Consider the following 16,446-nt stretch of genomic DNA (forward strand, 5'->3'; position numbering starts at 1 on the left):
GACATCGACACCCGACGTCGACCAGACCAGAACTTCGTCAATCCCCCCGTCCGTACGACGGAGACTCCGACACTTCGCCCGCCACACGCGACATACCCCACCCCCGGCCAGTGGGAGAGCAGGGAGTTCGTCTCACCGGGCTGTCCTTTAGGACGGAAACGGGCCGCGGTCAATGAGAAAGGGACACGCGAAAAGTGAACCTGATATGTAGGTCGTTTTGTCAAGTGGGCAGGGGGAGTTGGGCTCGCTGGGCGGGCCGGGGGTGGTGCTGTGGGACCGGCGGGAGGCCGGGGTGCGTGTCGTGCGACGACGCGCGGTCAGCCTGATATCCGCGGGTTGGTTACCGCATGACCGGGTGTTCGTCGGGGACAGGGCCTCCGGTCTACAACCGAGCGTGGCCCGCCAGGGGCTGCTCATAGGTTCCGCGGGCATCGTCCCTCGCGCTGGCAGGCTCGGCCGGCGCGGGAGCCGTACAGGCCGCACCGGCGAAGGGCAGTGGCTCCGCCCCGTCCGCATGCCGTCCGGCCAACCATCTCGCGAAGATCACCGCCGCACCGCACAGCGCCGGGCACCGTCACTACCGCGTCACCCTGACCGCGCCGCGCGGGTACGCCCCGTGCAGGCTGGCGGGTTCGCCCACCGAGGTCCGGTTCGCGAACCACGGCTCCGACAGCGGGATCACCGCAGGCCGTTACGGCAAGCAGAGGACCGCGGTGACCTTCGGCCCGGGCCACCCGGTGCACTTCGACATCCAGGTCCCCAACTCCGGCAGGGGAAAGCCCGCGAACGAGGTGTCGTTCACGCTCCGGGCCCCGGGCGGGCAGATCCCCGGTACGTCGGTCGCCGAGGGCAGGCTCAAGGTGACCAGGGGCACCCTCGTCGGCCCGGTCCGACCCGGCGCCTGACCCCTTGACGGTGGTGGTGGGCGCGTGCCGGTCCGCCGTCTACGTACCGCCGAGCGACCGGCGGGGTGCCGGGCCGTCGAGTGCCGGGAACGCCGACGCAGCCATGCGTGCGCGCTCCTCGGCGAACGTCGGGTCGGCGCTGTAGTCGGCGTTCCCGTGGATCGGCGCGGGCAGCGGGTGCCGGACGCTCCGGCCGTAGGCGAGCGGGTCCTTCAACTGCACGTCGACCTCGGGGCCGTCGTCCTGCCCCGCACGGAACACCGGGCCGCCGATGGGGTCGGTGGGCCGCCACAGATTGCGCCAGGTGTGCACCTCGCGGTGCAGGGCCCGCAGCTCCTGCTGCCCGAAGTACGCCGGGAACAGCCGCCCGTACAGGCGCTCGAGCGGTGAGCCGTAGGTGAGCAGCTGGACCCGGTGACGTTCGGAGGGGGAGAGCTGCCAGATGGCGGCGGCCGCGAGCACGCTGCCCTGGGAGTGCGCCGACATCAGGATCCGGCCGCCCGTCGACCGGCACCACGTCGACATCCGCCAGGTGAGATCGGGGACGGACCGCTCCGAGTAACTGAGCCGCGCGAACGGGTGGGCGGCGCGGGGCCAGAAGGTGCCCAGGTCCCACACGATGCCCAGCAGACTGCGGGACGTGGGCGCGCGGGAGGCCCGGCGGCTGGAGTTGAGGAAGACGAGGACCCCCAGGGCGATCAGCCACGACCCGATCCCCTTCAGCACCCGGCTCAGCTCCCCCAGGGGCTCCGGCAGCCCGGCTCCCGGGCCGCCCGGCGGGGCGCCGGTGACCAGGGCCCCCGCCACGGCGGCCGTGCTCAGCAGCAGGACGGCCGTGGCCATGGTGCTCAGCATCATCGGGATCGAGTCGGTGGTACGGGCGTGCGCCAGGGCAGTGGCGATCCGGTCCGTGCGCGACGGGTCGGGGCGGTCGCCCGGATGGTCGGCTGCCACGGAGGCGCGCAACCACCGCGCGATCCGGCGCAGCCGGAGGTGCATCGCAGCGGCGAGGAAAAGCAGCACGGCGAGCAGTACGGGGATGGTGGACATCTGCCAGGTGATCAGGGGAGAGGGGCCCGTGATGGGGCCGCCCGCCGTGCCCGGCCCGCCGTAGTTGCCCAGCCAGTCCGCGAGTCCCTGCACGGCGCCTGCGGCCATCATGTTGTACAGGGCGAAGGCGAGCGTCACGGCGGTCGCGGGGGCGAGGCCCCGCAGGAGGACGTACGGGGCGGGAGAACTGCGGAACAGCACCGTCCCGGCCACCGCGAGCGCCACCACGATCACGCCCTGCGTCAACAGCAGCCCGCCGTAGACGAGTTCACCGCTCGGCAGCAGTCCAGCCGACCGCCAGCGGGGCCGGGACCACATGGCGTACAGGAGGCAGAGCCCGACGAGCACCGCCGAGCCCGTGGTGACGGCCCGGGTGAGCGCCAGGTCCAGCCTCCGGTCGATCCAGCTCTCGGAGCGGCCCCGACGGCAGACCCCCCAGACCGCGATCAGTCCGAAGGAGGCGACCAGCACGCTGAGCAGCAGGCCGCACACGACCAGGGCGGCCGGTCCGCCGGACCGCCGGTCGTAGCTGCTCGTCGCCGTGACGAGCAGCAGGGCGACGGTGGTCAGCCCGGCGGTGGTGTGCATCGAGTTGAGCCGGGCCAGGTGGCGCCTGCCGTACCAGAAACCGGGCAACGAGAGGGTGGGCCGGGAGGCCCCCGCGTCGTCGGTCTCCTCCGGGGGACGGGCCGGCGGCTGCTGGGACTCGTACGCGTTCCACGTCTGCCGGGACAGCCGCCGCAACAGACCGATGAGCACGCATGGCAGGAGCGATCCCACCGCGAGCCGCCTGCCCGGCTGCCCCCACCAGCCGGACTCCGCCGAGAGGAAGCCCAGCCAGAAGCTCTGACCGCGCGCGCACGCGGTCCGGCCCGCGCACTGCCAGGCGACGAGGTCCATGAAGAGCGCGCAGACGGCCGTCACCACCATGACCGTCAGGCTGAGCGCCGCGAGCCTGATCAGAACGGAGTGCAGCCTGCGGGTGCGCAGGTGACCACGGGCAGGCGGGTGCATCCAGGTGGCGAGGTTCACGAGCATGAAGGGGAGCAGCAGGAACCACAGCACCCGACCTGGCCTGCCCGGCGCGAGCGGTCCCCAGCTGTAGGACTCGGGCACTGTGCGCCCCTCGTAGTCCTGCGGCCGCTGCTCCGCGTCCAGGTCCTCGACCCTGCGGTGCAGTGCCGCGATCTCGTCGCCGTCGATCTGTGCGACGCGCGGGTCGCCGAGCGTCCGCTCGGGCGTCGCGCCCTGGAGGCCGCCGACGAGGAGTTCGAGGACGAGAGGGGGACTCGTGCGGAGCTCGGGGGCTGGAGACGAGGGCGGGGGTGGTGGAGCGGCGACCGGGCCGGCGGCGCGGGCCAGGGCCGTGGTCTCGTACGTGTGGGCGAGGACCTTGCGTACCGCCCTGGCCTGCGGATGCCGCAGCCCCAGCGTGGTCGACGCGCGCTGCGCCGCCACCGCGAGGACGTCGATCAGCCGCTCCATGCCGGTCAAGTCACCGTCCAGCACGGCGATTTCGTGCCGTGCCGAAGCCATCAGGACCAGGGCCTCCAGGGACCGGGGATGGTCGTCCCCCAGCCGGTCCATCTGTTGACGGCACAATTCCCCGAGATCCTGGGCCAGTTGACGTATGCGTACGTCGTCCGCGGCGCGCCCCGCGCACAGCAGGAGCACCGAGGTGGTGCGCAGGAGTACGTCGAGGCGGAGCCCGGACTCCGGCAGTGAGCGGCCCAGCCCGTTTCCCTGCCAGGCGTGCGACTCGGCGGCCCGCCACCTGCCCTGCTCGGCGGCGCACAGGGCCAGGCTTGTATGAGTGCGGGCTCTTTCGAGGGGGGAGTCCGTGGCGGCCAGCGCCGACTCCAGCGCGGTCAGGGCACCGTCGAGACGGGCGCCGCCCTCGTCGATGAGGACCACGGCGAGCCGGTTGTGCACCACGCACCGGTACCGCGGCTCCACGCGCAGCGCGTCGATCCACTCCACGGCCACGTCCAGCGCGGCGGCGAGCTCTTCGCCGAGGTCCAGCTCGCGCAACAGGGTCACCAGGTAGGCGAATTGCCGTGCGTCGTCAGGGGTGCGGAGGAACTCCCGGTCGTCGGCCGGCGCCGTGATCAGGGCGCGCAGCGCGTCCAGCGATCCGGGCTCGCCCCGCACCGCCCGCTCGGCGGCGGCGATCCGCTGCGCCCACCCCGGAACGATGTGCTCCACGTGCTCTGTACTTTCTGCGTTCTCGGCGTTCTCCGAGTTCTCGGCGTCCTCCGTGTTCTCCGTATGCTCAGTCACCCGAGGCGCCGCCCAACAACTGGTCGTCCAGCACACGGAGCGCGCGGTCCCGGCTCCGCGCGGCTTCCTCCGGTGAGATGAGGCCGTCGTCCAGCAACTGCCGGACCCTCCTCAAGTACCCCTCGACATCCACGGCCGGCGGGCCCCGCCGGGGCTCGTCCGGGGGTCTGGAACCCGGCAGGACCATCGGCTTCCCGGCCACCACGTCGCGCAGATGACCCACGTCGAAGTACGGGAACAGCTCGGCCGCGTGCAGTACGGAAGCCGCGAACACCACGTTCGTGTCCCGGGAGCCGTCCGCGCGGCTGAGCTCCTGCTCCATGAGGATGCCCACGACGGGCGGCTCGCCCGTTCCTGCGTCGGCGGGGACGGCGTGCACCGGGCTGCCCGAGTAGCCCGCGAAGTCGTGCACCAGCTGGGCGACGGTCATCTGCAGCCCCGTGAACTCGCCGTGCGCGTCGCTGCGATGAGTGATCGGCGCGTGGGTGACCTGCCCGCTCAGCGCGGTCTTCGCGTCCGGCGGCCGATAGGTGCCGAGCCATGCCACGTCCGGCCGCGGACGGTCGGTGGGCGGGGCGAGCGGAAGGTCGTACGCATGGGCGTCGAGGACCGCGACGAGCGCCAGGTCCGAGTCCTCGATCCGGTCGCACAGTCGGCCCGGCACCCGCTGCCCGTCCGGAAGGTGCAGTTCCAGGCGTACGTCGTCACCGGAGGCCCCCGACACGACGTGCAGCGCGGTCAGGACGAAACCCCGGGTGACCAGGAATCCGGCCCCCAGGTGCAGCCCGCCCTCGTGGATGCGCACCCAGTACGACTGTGCGTGCGACTCCGCGGTCATGGCGCACCGTCGGCCCGCTCCACCGTGAGCGTCACCTCGAGAGAGGCCTCGGCCGACGCCTTCGACAGGATGACGCCCGCCTCGGCGGCGAGCATCAGGCCGAAGGTGACCTGCACGCTGCTCACCGCCCAGCCGTGCCGCTCGGGCACCTGGGCGAGGGAGTCCTGGGCCAGGGCCGTCGCCTGCTGGATGGCGTCGCGCACCTCGTCGGCGCGGTCGGCGAGCGGGGCCGAGCGGCGCGTCCTGCTGCTGATTTGACGCGAGCCGTGTCCATCGGTCTCGACCGTCTCGATCCGTACGCGCGAAGGAGCGTTCTGGTCAGCCATGGCGGCTCCCCATCGAGTCGTCTCCGTTGCCGGCCAGCGTAGCCCCGAAGGGCCGGACGGAGGGAGGGATAACGGGAGGTTCCCCCGTCGCGGGCGGTGCCTCCCGGTGTATGCGGCTGTACCCGCTCCACCGTTTCGGCCGGAGGCCAACGGAAGTCAACCTCTCCCCAGAACATCAGCGTTCAGAACCGACGGCGGCCACGGTTTTGGATGCTTCATACGGTCTACACGGAGTGAGCTGACTTCCCCGATCTGTATTCGCGGGCGTAGTCATAGGTGCATACTCGGGGTATGGCTGACACCACCGTGAAGATCGATTCTGAGACGCGGGACCGGTTCGCTGCGATCGCCGCCGCCCGCGGCCAGAGCGTGCGCGCCTACCTCGCCGAACTGGCCGTGCAGGAGGAGAACCAGCTCGCTCTGGGACGGGCCACTGCCGCGTTCCGTGAGGTCGTGGCCCGGCCGGGGATCGCGGAGTCCTTCGACCGCGACTTCGGCGGACTCCCCGCCCCCGTCGTACGCCGCGCGCACCGGGCGGCGTGACCTTGGACCTGCACATCGACGTCCGCTGGCTGCTCGACCGCCAGGAAGAGCTCCTCGGCAAGGAGCTCGCCGTCCTGGACTACTCGGCCCTGGTGGCCGCGGTAGCCCGGCACCGGGTGAACACCCCGCAGCTGGCGGTCGGTTCACCTGACGCCTACTGGCGGGCCGCCGCGCTCTTGGAGCAGCTCGTGCTGCTGCGGCCGCTGCCGGCCCGCAACGAGTACTTCGCCTACGGAGTGGCCATCGCCTACCTCCGCGCCTCCGGGGAGAGCGTCGACGACGGGTACGAGCCGTGGCGCGACCTCATTCGGGATATTCAGGCCCTGCGGGTGAACGTCTTCGACATCGCGGACCGTCTGCGCACCCTGCACACTGCGGACTGACCACCGAGGGCGGGCCAGGGTCCGGGCGGGAAGCGACATGGTCCTGTGCCCGAGTGCCATGCGGCCGCGGTCCGAGCTGCTGTCCGCCGCTTCGACGATTCAGTGCGGCATGCCGCACCTCCCGACGAAGGGGGTGTGCCGGATTGTCAGTGGTGGTTCCTATTCTTTCCCGGTGAATATTGATGATCTTGAGTGGCAGGCGGACCGGATAGGAGGAGTCCCTCCGCAGGTGGTGGACTCTCTCCTGGAGCACGGGCACGTGGACCTGGTGGTCCGGGCGGCAGCCGAGCGGGGCGATTGGTTCTGCGCGCAGGGCGCCGTGCGCGCGCTGGAATCGGCGGGTGAGTTCGAGCGGGCGTGGGCGGTGATGAAGCCGTTCGCGGAGACCGGCTGGCTGCCCGCCGTATCTGCGGGTGCGGACATCCTGCTCGCGTCGGGCCGGGGGGAGGAGGCATTGGCGTTGACGCGTCCCGTGGGGGACGAGTCCTCGGCGGGCGCGTGTGAGGTGTACGCCGAAACCCTGGTGAAGTGCGGCCGCATCGACGAGGCGATCACGTTTCTCGAACCGTATCTGCGGGACCGGTGGACGATGCGCTGCCTGGTCGCGATGGCGGAGGGGCAGGGGAGGGACGCCCGCGTGCTGGAGCTCCTGGTGCCGCTTGCCGACGAGGCACGCCATCACCAGGCGCAGGGCCGTTCTCACCCGCTCTGGGAGGCGTTGGACCTCCAGGCGGAGGTCCTGGAGCGGTCGGGGCGGGTCGAGGAAGCCATCCGGGTGCTCGGCGACGATGGCGCCGCGCGCCGGTACGGCCCGCAGAACACCGTCCAGTCCTACGCACAGCTGCTGGCTCGGCACGGACGGCTCAAGGAACTGCAGCAAGCGGCCACGGGCGACCATGCGCGCGAAGCCTTCCGGCCTCTGTTGAAGGCGTTCACGGCGGCGGGACGCGCGCAGGACGCCGAGGAGATTCTTCGCGGGTACATCGCTACGGCCAAGTATCCGGGCGGTCAGCAGGGGCTGCTCATGGAGTTCCTCATCGAGCAGGGCCGGATAGAGGAAGCCATCGCAGTGGGGCGGCCTGCCTTCGAAGACCCGTGGGAGAGCCCCCTGCAAGGGGTGGTTTTCCTGCTCGCTGAGAACGGGCTCCACGACCGGGCGTTGCAGCTCCTGGACGAGTGCAGCCCGGAGTTCGTCGCGGAGCGCGGGGACTGGGTTCCGTCCAACCGGTGGTGGCTGATGGGCGAACTGGGGCGCTACCGCGAAGCCATCACCGAAATCGAAGCCATACCTGACCTGGAGGCCGAGGAACGAGTCTGCACGATCGCCGGACTGATGGCCCAAGACAGCCGACTGGACGAGGCCATCGGCCTGCTCGCACAACACCCTGGACGCAACGCCACCACAGACCGCGCGCACCTGCTGGCACGCCAGAACCGTCCCCTGGAAGCACTTGCTGCCATCCCCAGCGTTGCTGCTCAACGCGAGGAGCAGGAACAGCGGTGGGGACCCACCATGGACTGGGGCGACGACGCGGAGGACAACGACGGCGGGAGCAGCAAGAACGACGGCGGGAGCAGGGAAGACCATGAGGGGCACATGGAGGACCCGCCGTTCTAGCCAGTACCTGCGTACTGGCGGCACATCCTCGGCCGATGACACTGCTCAACCTTCGCTGCGAGAGTGACCTGTCGCAGCGAAGGTTGAGCAGTGTCATCGAAGATTGAGCGGTCTTGCCGGACCCATTTCGCATTATCCGGGGTCAACGCCGCTTCGACTGGAGGCTGAACCCGTGGTGGGCCTCGCCCGGTCCACCCCGGTGCAGGCCATTACCGCTGTAGTCGTGGCGTTGAGGAAGAGCATGAATGTCCACGACTCGTCGGCGGCGTCGATGCGGCCGATCCGGAGGAGGGCGTCTCCCGCCTGGTCGAGGATGTTGACGGTTGCTGCCAGGGATTGTGTCTGCTGGCCGCGTTTCTGGGTGATCCGAAGCCTGGCCTGGTAGGTGTGCATGAGCTGGTTGGCGGGGACCAAGCCGTCCCAGATGACAAAGGCGCCTCCGCTGAGTAGGGCGGCACGCGCTGGATCACATGCCGTCGTCTGCTCACCGAGCAGCGCGGCGAGATCTTCACGTGTCATGCCCATACCTCGCCCGTGGGGGGCTGCTTCGGAAGCCGGACGAAAGTCCACTCAACCTTCAGTGAGAAAACCTAGCGTTCACCCGGTGACAACGCTCAACTGTCCCGTCTCTGCCGATCTGGTCCCTGTCTCAGTTGAACGGGTCCGATTCACTTGTCGTCTCAGATGATCTGGGCAGTGCACCGAGACTGCGGAGACTCACGCGTTGTCAGTGGAGTGAGCAAGGATCACGGGCATGACTGCTCACATCAACGACTACATGTGGTTCGAGGAACGTTTCCCGGACCTCGCAGATGCCTACTGCATCACCCTCGTCCACGAAGTCTCACCAGCGGAGCTGCTGCGCCGGCTGGAGGGCAGGGCCGAGCCCGTACGCACCGGAATACCGGAACTGGTCGATGCGGCCTATGACTTGTACGCCCCGTTCAACGGCTCGCGGACACTGTTCGGTATGACCTCGCTCGGTCCGTGGACCCTCATGGTCGAGCCCAACGGCTGGCACGGCGTCAACGAGGGTAAGGCGCTGCCCGCTTCAGTGGGCACTCGCTGGATCTCCCACTACGACAACAGCAACGCCAACAACGACGGCGTATTCCTCTGGGCCGAAAACACAGACCGGTGCCTTCAGTTCGACCTGCGTGACGCCGGCCATCGCTACGGATCCCACCCGGATGACCTCCTGGATGTCATCCGCCACCTCGGCTTCGAGTTCCCAGAAGAGCACACCACGACGGAGGACCTCGACACCGACCACGCCATCCCGGCCGCCTTCGCCCTCGCCGAGCACCTCACGCACCTCCGCCTCACGCCGGTCCATCTCCAGGACACCGCCTTCATCTGCGGCAGCGCAGAGATCAAGTGACCAGCCATTGCAGAGCAATAGACACGGACCAGATCAGCTGAGACGACGACAGTGCTCCTTGAGCCTGGGACCAGGCCAAACGGGATTCTCGGCGTTTCAGCGTCTCGGTTCTTCTGGTCGTCGCAGGTCACCGGTATGGCCATGGACCAGATCATTTGTGACGGGACATCAACCTTCGCTGCGAGAGATCAGAGAGGTCACGGTGCGGTGACGGCGGAGAGGTTTTCCAAGGGCATCTGTCACACGCGAGTCGAGATCTACACCTGTACGGAGTGAACGGCGGGATTGGCCCGCCCCACTTCCAGGAGTGCCCTGTGGCGAGCACCGCAGACCGGCCCGAACAGCCCCTTGACCAGGCAGGAGAGTCCCCCTCCGTGGACCCCTCCATCACCCCCTCCGCGCCCCGTCACCAAGAACCGGGTGTTTCCGCAGGCCAGAGCACCCGCAAGGGGCGCCGCCGCAGCGCCGACAACCCTCTCGTGCCTAGGAAGCCAGCGCACAGGAGGACTTCGACCGAGCCTCGACGCAGGGAACTGCTGCAGGCGCTGGGGATCTTCCAGAGGGCTACGCCCGATCAGCTGTGGAAGCTGACCCGCCCGGACAACCGGCACGACAGGCTCGTACGGGACAACCTCCTGGATCTGGAGGACCACCATCTGGTGAGGATCGAAACGGTCCGGGACGACCAGCGGCAGGTGTGGGTGTTGACGAAGCGAGGCCACGGCGAGGCGAAGCAGCTGCTGGAGCCGAAGGGCATACGGGTCTCGGCATTGCGTGAGAAGAAGTACGACCCGGTCACCGGGAAGCTGCTCGGGGCCAGCTACGACGACCATGCCGCGGCGGTCACCTCGACGGCCGCCGAACTCCACCGTGCCGGGCTCGGTCACCGGCTCGGCTTCGCCACCGAGATCGCCCACCGGCTCGGCAACAGCTTCGTCCAGCGGGCGGACCTGGTGGTGCGGGCACCGGAGGCCGGGGTGCCGGTGCTGCTGCTGGAGGTCGACCGCCGCACCGAGGACGCACACCAACTGGTGCACAAGCTGCGCCGGTACTGGGAGTGGGGCCGGCTGCTCCCGAAGGACGCGGACAAGCGCACCATCGACCTGGTCCGCTCGCGGCCGGAGGCGATCGAGCAACTCGTGGACCACGAGCAGCGGCTGTGGCGGCGGGTCTATCCGCCGACCGGCCGGGAGGGCCTGGTCCCCCTCGCGTTCGTCTTCGCGGACACCACCGAGGTGAAAGTCGCCAACACGGTCGCCGTGCTGGAGGAGGCCGGCCGCCACTACTGGGCGCCGCGCCCGTACGAGAGCTACCACCAGGGGATCACCGCCAAGGACTACGGCCAGGCAGTGCCCGTCGTCGTCACCACCCTGGAGCAGCTGACGGAGCACGGCGCGGACGCGGCAGTGTGGCGCCGCCTGGGACGCAAGGACGCACAGACGCTGACGGCCGCGCTCGACAACCCCGACGGCGAGGCCCTCTACCGCGACCAGTCCGCCCGCGCGGCCGCGGAGGAGAAGCGGCGCACGGCCGCGGAGGAGGAGGCGCGGCGCCCGATGTGCACGCGGTGTGGGGACAAGTTCACCGACCAGCGCTGGGAGGAGGTCACCGTGCACCGGACCGCCGTTCGGGCCGGGGACACGTCCGTGTGCGGCCCGTGCCGCGCCGACGATATTGCCCGCGAGGAAGCCGCCGCCGAAGCTGCCCGGCTCCAGGCCGTTGAGCCGCCGGAGCCCGAGGACGACCCCGGGCCGGACCGGGGCCGCGGCTGGTTCCGCCGGCAGACCTGACGAAGGGGGAAAAGTACCGGGTGGCCGCCGGAGACCTCGCTCGTTCGAGGGAACCGGCGGCTCGTGGCTTCGGCCGGTACGGCTGCACCGGGTAGCCTCCTGTCCGGCTAGTGCGTACTGCCGATCACCGCCCGCTTCCGGAGCCACGCCGCCGGACGCGGGGGTCAAGGTCCTTCGGGGCCCGCTCCTTATCCGTTCTGCGTTCCGTCGTATCCACGGCAGTCGTACGAGCCGGAGTCGGGGGCGTGGCCCGGCCTGGCAGAGGAGTACGTCATGCCGAAGAACCAGTCCACCGCCGCGCAGTCCGCCCGCCGGGCGAGCCGCAGCGGGGCCAAGTACACCGAGGCCCTGCGCCGCGCGACGACCGGCGATATGCCGCACGCACCGCACGTCCTGCGGTTCCTGGCGGAGCGCTCGGGCAACCTCTACCCCCTGGTCGGCGGGATCGCGGCGGCCTGGGCACACAGCGGCCAACGGGTGCTGCTACTTGAGGAAGCCGAGGACTACTGGCGGTGGAGCATGAGCGGCGCGGGCCGCCGCCGGAGGAAGGAGATTGAGCCGGCCACCCCGCCAGAGCCGACGACCAGCGCGCTGTGGGCCTCGCCGGACGGCCCCGGCCTGCTGACACGCCACACCTGCATGTGGAAGGCCCGTCACCCCTCACAGGAGAGCGGCAGGGGCTTGCCCCGCACCGACCGCAGCCCGCTCGCGGCGGCGGTGGCCGACACCCTCGACGCCTACGACGTGATTGTCCTTCTCCCGAGGCATTGGTCCTACCCCGACCGTGAGAACGCGACGGCGCACGTCGTTCTCGGGGAGATCGACATCTTCCCGGACACCGACTGCAGGACCGAACTCCCCGGTCCCGGAGGTGAGGAGAAGGGTGTCCCGCTGAGCCCCGAGCAGAGCGCGGCGGTGCTGCGCGAGCGCTGTCTGGGCTTCCTCTTCGGACCCTCGCGCCTCCCCATCGCCCTGGACGGGGTGATCTGGCAGTCGAACGGGGAGCTCCCTGTCGACGCGGACTACCTGGCTGGCGTCGACCGGGACATGAACCGTGCCGGGCTGCGTCCCCTGGGATGGTCGTCCGCCGGACGGTGTCCTGCTCCGTACAAGCAGCTGCCCGAACCCGACCAGCTGAAGGACCCCGACTTCGTCCAGCGGCACCAGCCCATCGCGGAGCGCCTGCGCGCGGAGTTGGACGCCCGCCCGGCCCACCGGAAGTGAACCTGGGAGGGCTGGCCCGCTCCGCAGCCCGTGGGGCAGCCCTCCAACGTCCTCAGTCCTCTTGACCGGCTCTCTGCACTGCGGGACGGTCGGTGCGCGCAACTATGCGCAACCGACTCGACACGGGAGCACGCGATGACGTTACGGTTCGTCGGGATCGACCCGAACACCGGCGGTGAGGGATCACCGACGGTGTGGGTTGAAGAGGAGAGCGCGGACCTGATCCTCCAGGGCGAGGAAGCCGACGCCCTCCTCAAGTCCCTGGTCGGCTCCACGGAGTGGGTGGCCGGCCACAAGACGGGGATCCCGGCGCACGAGCGGGTGATCCGGATTCCGGTCCGCATGGCGGCGATTCTGAGGGAGGCGTGCAATGCAGCGGAACGCGCAGCAGCTGAACACCGCGACGTTCGCTGAGCTGCTTGCCGACACCCACCGCACGGCCGTCCACCTGGAGATGCGCGACCTCTACGCGGTGGGCGACGAAGCCGACGACTTCGAGAGCTTCCTGCGCACCGGCGTTGCGAACCTCGATGCGGGCCGCTCGTTCTGGCCGCAGTGGATGCCGCTCGTCAAGGACGCGGTCGCCCGCGGTGTGGTGATGCGCCGCGCGCGGATCGTCTCCGAGCCGGTCACCGATTACATCCGCTACGAGCATGCCATCACCCCGCTCAACCTGAAGGCCGGAGAGGACGTGCGCTGGCTGCCCCGCCGCCACGCCTCCGACATTCCGCTGCCCGGCAACGACTTCTGGCTCCTGGACGGGACGCTCGTGCAGTTCCATCACTTCACAGGAACCGGCGACTGGGCACCGGACGGCAAGGAACGCACCAGCGCCCCGGCCGCGGCCGCGCTGTGCGCCACGGCGTTCGAGACGGTGTGGGAGCGCGGCATCCCACACGAGAAGTACACCGTCTAGGACTCGACCTGCCGATGACCGCCTCTCCATCGTCCAGCGCCCAAGGAGCCCGCGTAGCCCTCGCGGCACGCCTGCAGCACCTGCGCCAGGACGCCGGCCTCACCGGGAAGGACCTCTCCGCCCGGTGCGGCTGGCACCCCGCGAAGACCACCCGCCTCCAAAAGGGCGACGCCGCGCCCTCGGACACCGACATCCGCACCTGGTGCCAGGCGTGCGGCGCCGACGACCAGGCGGAAGACCTCATCGCCACCGCCCGCGCGGTCGACTCGATGTACATGGAGTGGCGCCGCCTGCACCAAGGCGGCATGCGCAAGGTCCAACAGGACTGGAACGACCTCCACGAGCAGACCCGCATCTGCCGCGTCTACCTCTCCAACGTCCCGCCCGGCTTCCTCCAGACCCCAGCGTTCGCCACCGCGCTCATGACCCAGATCACCCGCTTCCAGGGAACCCCCGACGATGTCGCCGAAGCGGTCGCCGCCCGCGTCGCACGCTCCCGGTTCCTCTACGAGGGCGGACACAAATACGTCGTCCTCATGGAGGAATCCGTCCTGCACTACCGCACCGCCGACCCCGACGCGATGCGCGGACAGCTGCGCCACCTCCTGACCGTGATGCCGCTCGCCTCCCTCTCGCTGGGGATCATCCCGTTCACCGCGCAGCGCACCGTGTGGCCGCTGGAGGCGTTCTACATCCACGACGACACCACGGCGGTGGTGGAGACGCTGACTGCGGAGATCAAGGTGACCCAGCCGCGAGAGATCGCCGACTACATGAGGGCGTTCGCCGGCCTCGCGGAGATAGCGGTCCACGGCGACGCGGCCCGCACCCTCATCCGGGACGCGATCGACGCGCTGGAGTGAACCGGCCGCAATTACCCGCAATCTCGTTGAGAACCTCCCGCCACGCTGCGTAGCGTCGAAGACACCGACGGACCACCAGCCGGAGAGGCGGGGCTCCATGCGCGCACACCCCGACAGCACCGCCCCGGCCCCGGAGGGCTGCGGCCTCCAGTCGCCTGACTACGGCGTCCCCTCCCCGGACCTACTGGCCCGCGCCGACCGGGGCTTCGCCCGGTTCCTCAGTCGGCATAGCGAGGACCAGGACGACGGAGCCGACAGCGGCCAGGACCCCCAGCAGTGACCGCCGGCCACCCGCACGAGACGCTCCCGGCAGCGAGGCCCGCCATGCACACCAGCACCCACACCGTCCTGCACGACCCCGACGGCCTGCTCGGGGCGGAACTCCCGCTCGACCGCGAACCGTACGAGAGCCTCGTCAGGGTCGCCCTCGCATGGACCAGCGAAGACACACTCACGGTCCGCGACTACGAACAGATCGCCCTCCAGCTCACCGCCCACGCACACGCGGTTGCCTCCGACGTACGCCGCCACACGAACCAACTGCCGAAGAGTAGCGGGCCCAAGGCGCTCGCCGACCTCGTCCTGAGTGAAGCGGAAAGCCAACTGCCCGCGACGATCGAGGGCACCGTGCGCTGTGTCCAGAACCGCGCGCGCCTCGTCCGTGCCCTCTATGAACGCCTGGACCGGCTGAAGGCTGCACCCGAGCCGCAGACGGCTGAAGGATTGCCCCGAGCCGAGTGAAACGCGCCATCATTCACGTCTTCAGCGGCGTGATGACCGCATTGGCCCGCATCAGCGTGCGGCCTTCCGTCCTACTGGTAACCGTGCCTCCCGTCGGCCACCGGGTGTCCTGGTGACCGGCGCGGGTCACGGCCTGCCCCCACCCGAGAGGACGCCCGTGGGACGACACAAGCCTGGCAAACCCCGACGCCGCCGTCTCAATCAGCTGCCTGACAACATCCTGGTCAGGGCGGCCCGCCCGGGAGAAGGCAGAGCATTCACCGACCTCGCCGCTCTTGCCATGGAAGGGCACGGGGATTTCGACGACCGTGAGCCTATGCGGGAAGTCATCGACGAAGGCGGTCCGTTCGTGAGCAAGTTCGGAGCCGGGCAGTTCGTCTTCCTGGTCGCCGAACACACGCCCACTGCGCGCATCGTGGGCGTCTGCTCCAGCATTCCGCCTCTGTCCGTCCTTGGCGGCATGGAGCGCGACGGAGCAGACCCCGTAGCCCTGGGGGCCACCGCCATGGCCTACGTCAAGATTCGCGCCCTGGCCGTCGCTGATGACCACCGCCGTCAGGGAATCGCCTCGGCTCTCCTTATCAAGGCCCTGGCAATCCACCGTGAACATCGCGCTTTCTTGGCCTACGGGCAGTTCACCGCCGGAGACGCCGGACTGGCCCAGTTCTACCGGCGCCACGGGTTCACCATCCACGCCCCGGGGCAGCCGGTCATCCTTCCCGGCAATTCCAGGCACCGCGACGTCGGCGCCTCCCCGCTCCCTGGCGAGCAGATGTTCTCGCGCTCGATCTAGCCCCCCACACCCTCCGCTGGCGCGGCGGGTCGTCATGCGGCTGGCAGCTCCGAATGTCGGGGCCCGGCAACGATGCGATGGCGTTGACCGGCCGGTGCAGTGGGAGCTCGAAGCCGTTGCGTCGGAGGAGCTCTAGCGGCTGGTCCGGGCCGCCGTCGACCCGTACATCGACCGCGCCGTCCTCGCCGACCAGGTCGCCTGCAATGCCTGGCCGACCTCAAGCTCCAGTACCAGAGCTGCCGGTGGGACCTCGCCGACGCCGACTGGGAAGCGATCCATACCTGCGGTCTCACCGGCTCCAACAGCGTCATTCCGGACTGCACCGGCGGGGTCATCGGCGGCGGTCTCACCGCCCAGCAGCAGGCCGACCTCCTCCTGAGCTCAGCTCCAGCGCTGCGGAAGGTCGCTGCGCTGTCCTCCTCCGGTCCGACCCCCGCGCTACTGACCGTGGTGGCGGACCTGTGCGAAGCCCTGCGCGAGCCCGTTGGGAAGGCCGCCCGGGGCGGTCTGCCGCTGGACAAGGCGGCGGGCCCGGACGGCCTCGACGTCGTCCGGCAGCTCGACAACGCGAACATCTACTTCCACCGGACCGCCAGCATGTTTAGCTCGTTCCTGCCCGTGTAGAGATCGTCCCCGAGCTCACCGTCGACCGGGCCCTGTACTACGCGGCCACCTGGGGGCTGAGGGAACTTGCCGTTGGAGGGCGGATACGGACGTGCCGGAGGGCTGGACGGTCGCGCGCGGTCCCACGGATGTCAGTACGGGTGCCGAACTACCGGCCTGTACCCAGCTGCT

General features: G+C 69.8%; 19 protein-coding genes. 14 read left to right on the top strand and 5 right to left on the bottom strand.

Annotated elements, in window-relative coordinates; genetic code table 11:
* Positions 1–443 precede the first annotated feature (443 nt).
* On the top strand, positions 444–905 hold the full coding sequence (locus ACZ5PB_RS39295) for a DUF4232 domain-containing protein (protein ID WP_468698127.1): 462 nt from the start codon (positions 444–446) through the stop codon (positions 903–905).
* A gap of 39 nt (positions 906–944) precedes the next feature.
* On the opposite strand, the gene ACZ5PB_RS39300 is transcribed toward ACZ5PB_RS39295, so the two are convergent.
* From ACZ5PB_RS39300 to ACZ5PB_RS39310, 3 genes are read right to left on the bottom strand one after another with little or no spacing between them, the layout of a single operon-like run.
* Positions 945–4,235 carry a hypothetical protein gene (locus tag ACZ5PB_RS39300; RefSeq protein ID WP_468698064.1) on the bottom strand — a complete coding sequence of 1,097 codons (3,291 nt, stop codon included), beginning with the start codon at positions 4,233–4,235 and terminating at the stop codon, positions 945–947.
* On the bottom strand, positions 4,228–5,073 hold the full coding sequence (locus tag ACZ5PB_RS39305; protein WP_468698066.1) for a S1 family peptidase: 846 nt from the start codon (positions 5,071–5,073) through the stop codon (positions 4,228–4,230). The genes ACZ5PB_RS39300 and ACZ5PB_RS39305 overlap by 8 nt, the downstream gene beginning before the upstream one ends.
* Positions 5,070–5,399, bottom strand: a complete 330-nt coding sequence (locus ACZ5PB_RS39310) for a CU044_2847 family protein (RefSeq protein WP_468698067.1) — start codon at positions 5,397–5,399, stop codon at positions 5,070–5,072. Before ACZ5PB_RS39310 ends, ACZ5PB_RS39305 begins: the two co-directional genes overlap by 4 nt.
* 291 nt (positions 5,400–5,690) lie before the next feature.
* On the opposite strand from ACZ5PB_RS39310, the gene ACZ5PB_RS39315 reads away from it, so the two are divergent.
* The 3 genes from ACZ5PB_RS39315 to ACZ5PB_RS39325 all read left to right on the top strand — a co-directional run bounded on the left by ACZ5PB_RS39315 (position 5,691) and on the right by ACZ5PB_RS39325 (position 7,943).
* Positions 5,691–5,942, top strand: a complete 252-nt coding sequence (locus tag ACZ5PB_RS39315) for an antitoxin MazE7 (RefSeq protein WP_468698069.1) — start codon at positions 5,691–5,693, stop codon at positions 5,940–5,942.
* 2 nt (positions 5,943–5,944) lie between these two features.
* Positions 5,945–6,325 carry a toxin Doc gene (locus ACZ5PB_RS39320; RefSeq protein WP_468698129.1) on the top strand — a complete coding sequence of 127 codons (381 nt, stop codon included), beginning with the start codon at positions 5,945–5,947 and terminating at the stop codon, positions 6,323–6,325.
* A 229-nt stretch (positions 6,326–6,554) separates the two neighbouring features.
* Complete coding sequence (locus ACZ5PB_RS39325) at positions 6,555–7,943, top strand: tetratricopeptide repeat protein (protein WP_468698071.1); 1,389 nt, start codon at positions 6,555–6,557, stop codon at positions 7,941–7,943.
* Between the two features lie 132 nt (positions 7,944–8,075).
* Here ACZ5PB_RS39325 and ACZ5PB_RS39330 read toward each other — a convergent pair whose 3' ends face one another.
* Positions 8,076–8,462 (bottom strand): hypothetical protein, encoded by a 387-nt coding sequence (locus ACZ5PB_RS39330; protein WP_468698072.1) that lies wholly within the window; start codon positions 8,460–8,462, stop codon positions 8,076–8,078.
* Between the two features lie 235 nt (positions 8,463–8,697).
* On the opposite strand from ACZ5PB_RS39330, the gene ACZ5PB_RS39335 reads away from it, so the two are divergent.
* The 9 genes from ACZ5PB_RS39335 to ACZ5PB_RS39375 all read left to right on the top strand — a co-directional run bounded on the left by ACZ5PB_RS39335 (position 8,698) and on the right by ACZ5PB_RS39375 (position 15,651).
* Positions 8,698–9,324 carry a DUF6461 domain-containing protein gene (locus ACZ5PB_RS39335; protein ID WP_468698074.1) on the top strand — a complete coding sequence of 209 codons (627 nt, stop codon included), beginning with the start codon at positions 8,698–8,700 and terminating at the stop codon, positions 9,322–9,324.
* 479 nt (positions 9,325–9,803) lie between these two features.
* Positions 9,804–11,114: a replication-relaxation family protein gene (locus ACZ5PB_RS39340; protein WP_468698076.1), complete on the top strand. Its 1,311-nt coding sequence runs from the start codon at positions 9,804–9,806 to the stop codon at positions 11,112–11,114.
* A gap of 273 nt (positions 11,115–11,387) precedes the next feature.
* Positions 11,388–12,338 carry a hypothetical protein gene (locus tag ACZ5PB_RS39345; RefSeq protein WP_468698078.1) on the top strand — a complete coding sequence of 317 codons (951 nt, stop codon included), beginning with the start codon at positions 11,388–11,390 and terminating at the stop codon, positions 12,336–12,338.
* Between the two features lie 135 nt (positions 12,339–12,473).
* On the top strand, positions 12,474–12,752 hold the full coding sequence (locus tag ACZ5PB_RS39350) for a hypothetical protein (RefSeq protein WP_468698080.1): 279 nt from the start codon (positions 12,474–12,476) through the stop codon (positions 12,750–12,752).
* Positions 12,709–13,254 (top strand): DUF6879 family protein, encoded by a 546-nt coding sequence (locus tag ACZ5PB_RS39355; RefSeq protein ID WP_468698081.1) that lies wholly within the window; start codon positions 12,709–12,711, stop codon positions 13,252–13,254. The genes ACZ5PB_RS39350 and ACZ5PB_RS39355 overlap by 44 nt, the downstream gene beginning before the upstream one ends.
* Before the next feature lie 14 nt (positions 13,255–13,268).
* The gene (locus tag ACZ5PB_RS39360; RefSeq protein WP_468698082.1) at positions 13,269–14,117 is read left to right on the top strand and encodes a helix-turn-helix domain-containing protein; all 849 of its coding nucleotides are present in this window, start codon (positions 13,269–13,271) and stop codon (positions 14,115–14,117) included.
* Between the two features lie 97 nt (positions 14,118–14,214).
* On the top strand, positions 14,215–14,397 hold the full coding sequence (locus ACZ5PB_RS39365) for a hypothetical protein (RefSeq protein ID WP_468698084.1): 183 nt from the start codon (positions 14,215–14,217) through the stop codon (positions 14,395–14,397).
* A gap of 44 nt (positions 14,398–14,441) precedes the next feature.
* Entirely contained in the window at positions 14,442–14,858 is a 417-nt protein-coding gene (locus ACZ5PB_RS39370; RefSeq protein ID WP_468698086.1) for a restriction endonuclease, read from the top strand.
* Between the two features lie 316 nt (positions 14,859–15,174).
* Positions 15,175–15,651: a GNAT family N-acetyltransferase gene (locus ACZ5PB_RS39375; protein WP_468698088.1), complete on the top strand. Its 477-nt coding sequence runs from the start codon at positions 15,175–15,177 to the stop codon at positions 15,649–15,651.
* Between the two features lie 132 nt (positions 15,652–15,783).
* Here the strand turns inward: ACZ5PB_RS39375 and ACZ5PB_RS39380 are convergent, their stop codons facing one another.
* Entirely contained in the window at positions 15,784–15,930 is a 147-nt protein-coding gene (locus tag ACZ5PB_RS39380; protein ID WP_468698089.1) for a hypothetical protein, read from the bottom strand.
* Between the two features lie 171 nt (positions 15,931–16,101).
* Between ACZ5PB_RS39380 and ACZ5PB_RS39385 the strand changes: the two genes are divergently transcribed.
* Positions 16,102–16,275 (top strand): hypothetical protein, encoded by a 174-nt coding sequence (locus tag ACZ5PB_RS39385; protein ID WP_468698091.1) that lies wholly within the window; start codon positions 16,102–16,104, stop codon positions 16,273–16,275.
* Positions 16,276–16,446 lie beyond the last annotated feature (171 nt).

It is taken from the genome of Streptomyces sp. NPDC032721, from assembly GCF_055579625.1.

Excerpts from the sequence above, each read along its gene's own strand:
- ACZ5PB_RS39335 (WP_468698074.1), top strand. The coding sequence starts at position 8,698 with ATGACTGCTCACATCAACGACTACATGTGGTTCGAGGAACGTTTCCCG.
- ACZ5PB_RS39345 (WP_468698078.1), top strand. The coding sequence starts at position 11,388 with ATGCCGAAGAACCAGTCCACCGCCGCGCAGTCCGCCCGCCGGGCGAGC.
- ACZ5PB_RS39375 (WP_468698088.1), top strand. The coding sequence starts at position 15,175 with ATGCGGGAAGTCATCGACGAAGGCGGTCCGTTCGTGAGCAAGTTCGGA.
- ACZ5PB_RS39370 (WP_468698086.1), top strand. The coding sequence starts at position 14,442 with ATGCACACCAGCACCCACACCGTCCTGCACGACCCCGACGGCCTGCTC.
- ACZ5PB_RS39380 (WP_468698089.1), bottom strand. The coding sequence starts at position 15,930 with ATGGATCGCTTCCCAGTCGGCGTCGGCGAGGTCCCACCGGCAGCTCTG.
- ACZ5PB_RS39330 (WP_468698072.1), bottom strand. The coding sequence starts at position 8,462 with ATGACACGTGAAGATCTCGCCGCGCTGCTCGGTGAGCAGACGACGGCA.
- ACZ5PB_RS39360 (WP_468698082.1), top strand. The coding sequence starts at position 13,269 with ATGACCGCCTCTCCATCGTCCAGCGCCCAAGGAGCCCGCGTAGCCCTC.
- ACZ5PB_RS39355 (WP_468698081.1), top strand. The coding sequence starts at position 12,709 with ATGCAGCGGAACGCGCAGCAGCTGAACACCGCGACGTTCGCTGAGCTG.
- ACZ5PB_RS39310 (WP_468698067.1), bottom strand. The coding sequence starts at position 5,399 with ATGGCTGACCAGAACGCTCCTTCGCGCGTACGGATCGAGACGGTCGAG.
- ACZ5PB_RS39315 (WP_468698069.1), top strand. The coding sequence starts at position 5,691 with ATGGCTGACACCACCGTGAAGATCGATTCTGAGACGCGGGACCGGTTC.
- ACZ5PB_RS39365 (WP_468698084.1), top strand. The coding sequence starts at position 14,215 with ATGCGCGCACACCCCGACAGCACCGCCCCGGCCCCGGAGGGCTGCGGC.
- ACZ5PB_RS39350 (WP_468698080.1), top strand. The coding sequence starts at position 12,474 with ATGACGTTACGGTTCGTCGGGATCGACCCGAACACCGGCGGTGAGGGA.
- ACZ5PB_RS39305 (WP_468698066.1), bottom strand. The coding sequence starts at position 5,073 with ATGACCGCGGAGTCGCACGCACAGTCGTACTGGGTGCGCATCCACGAG.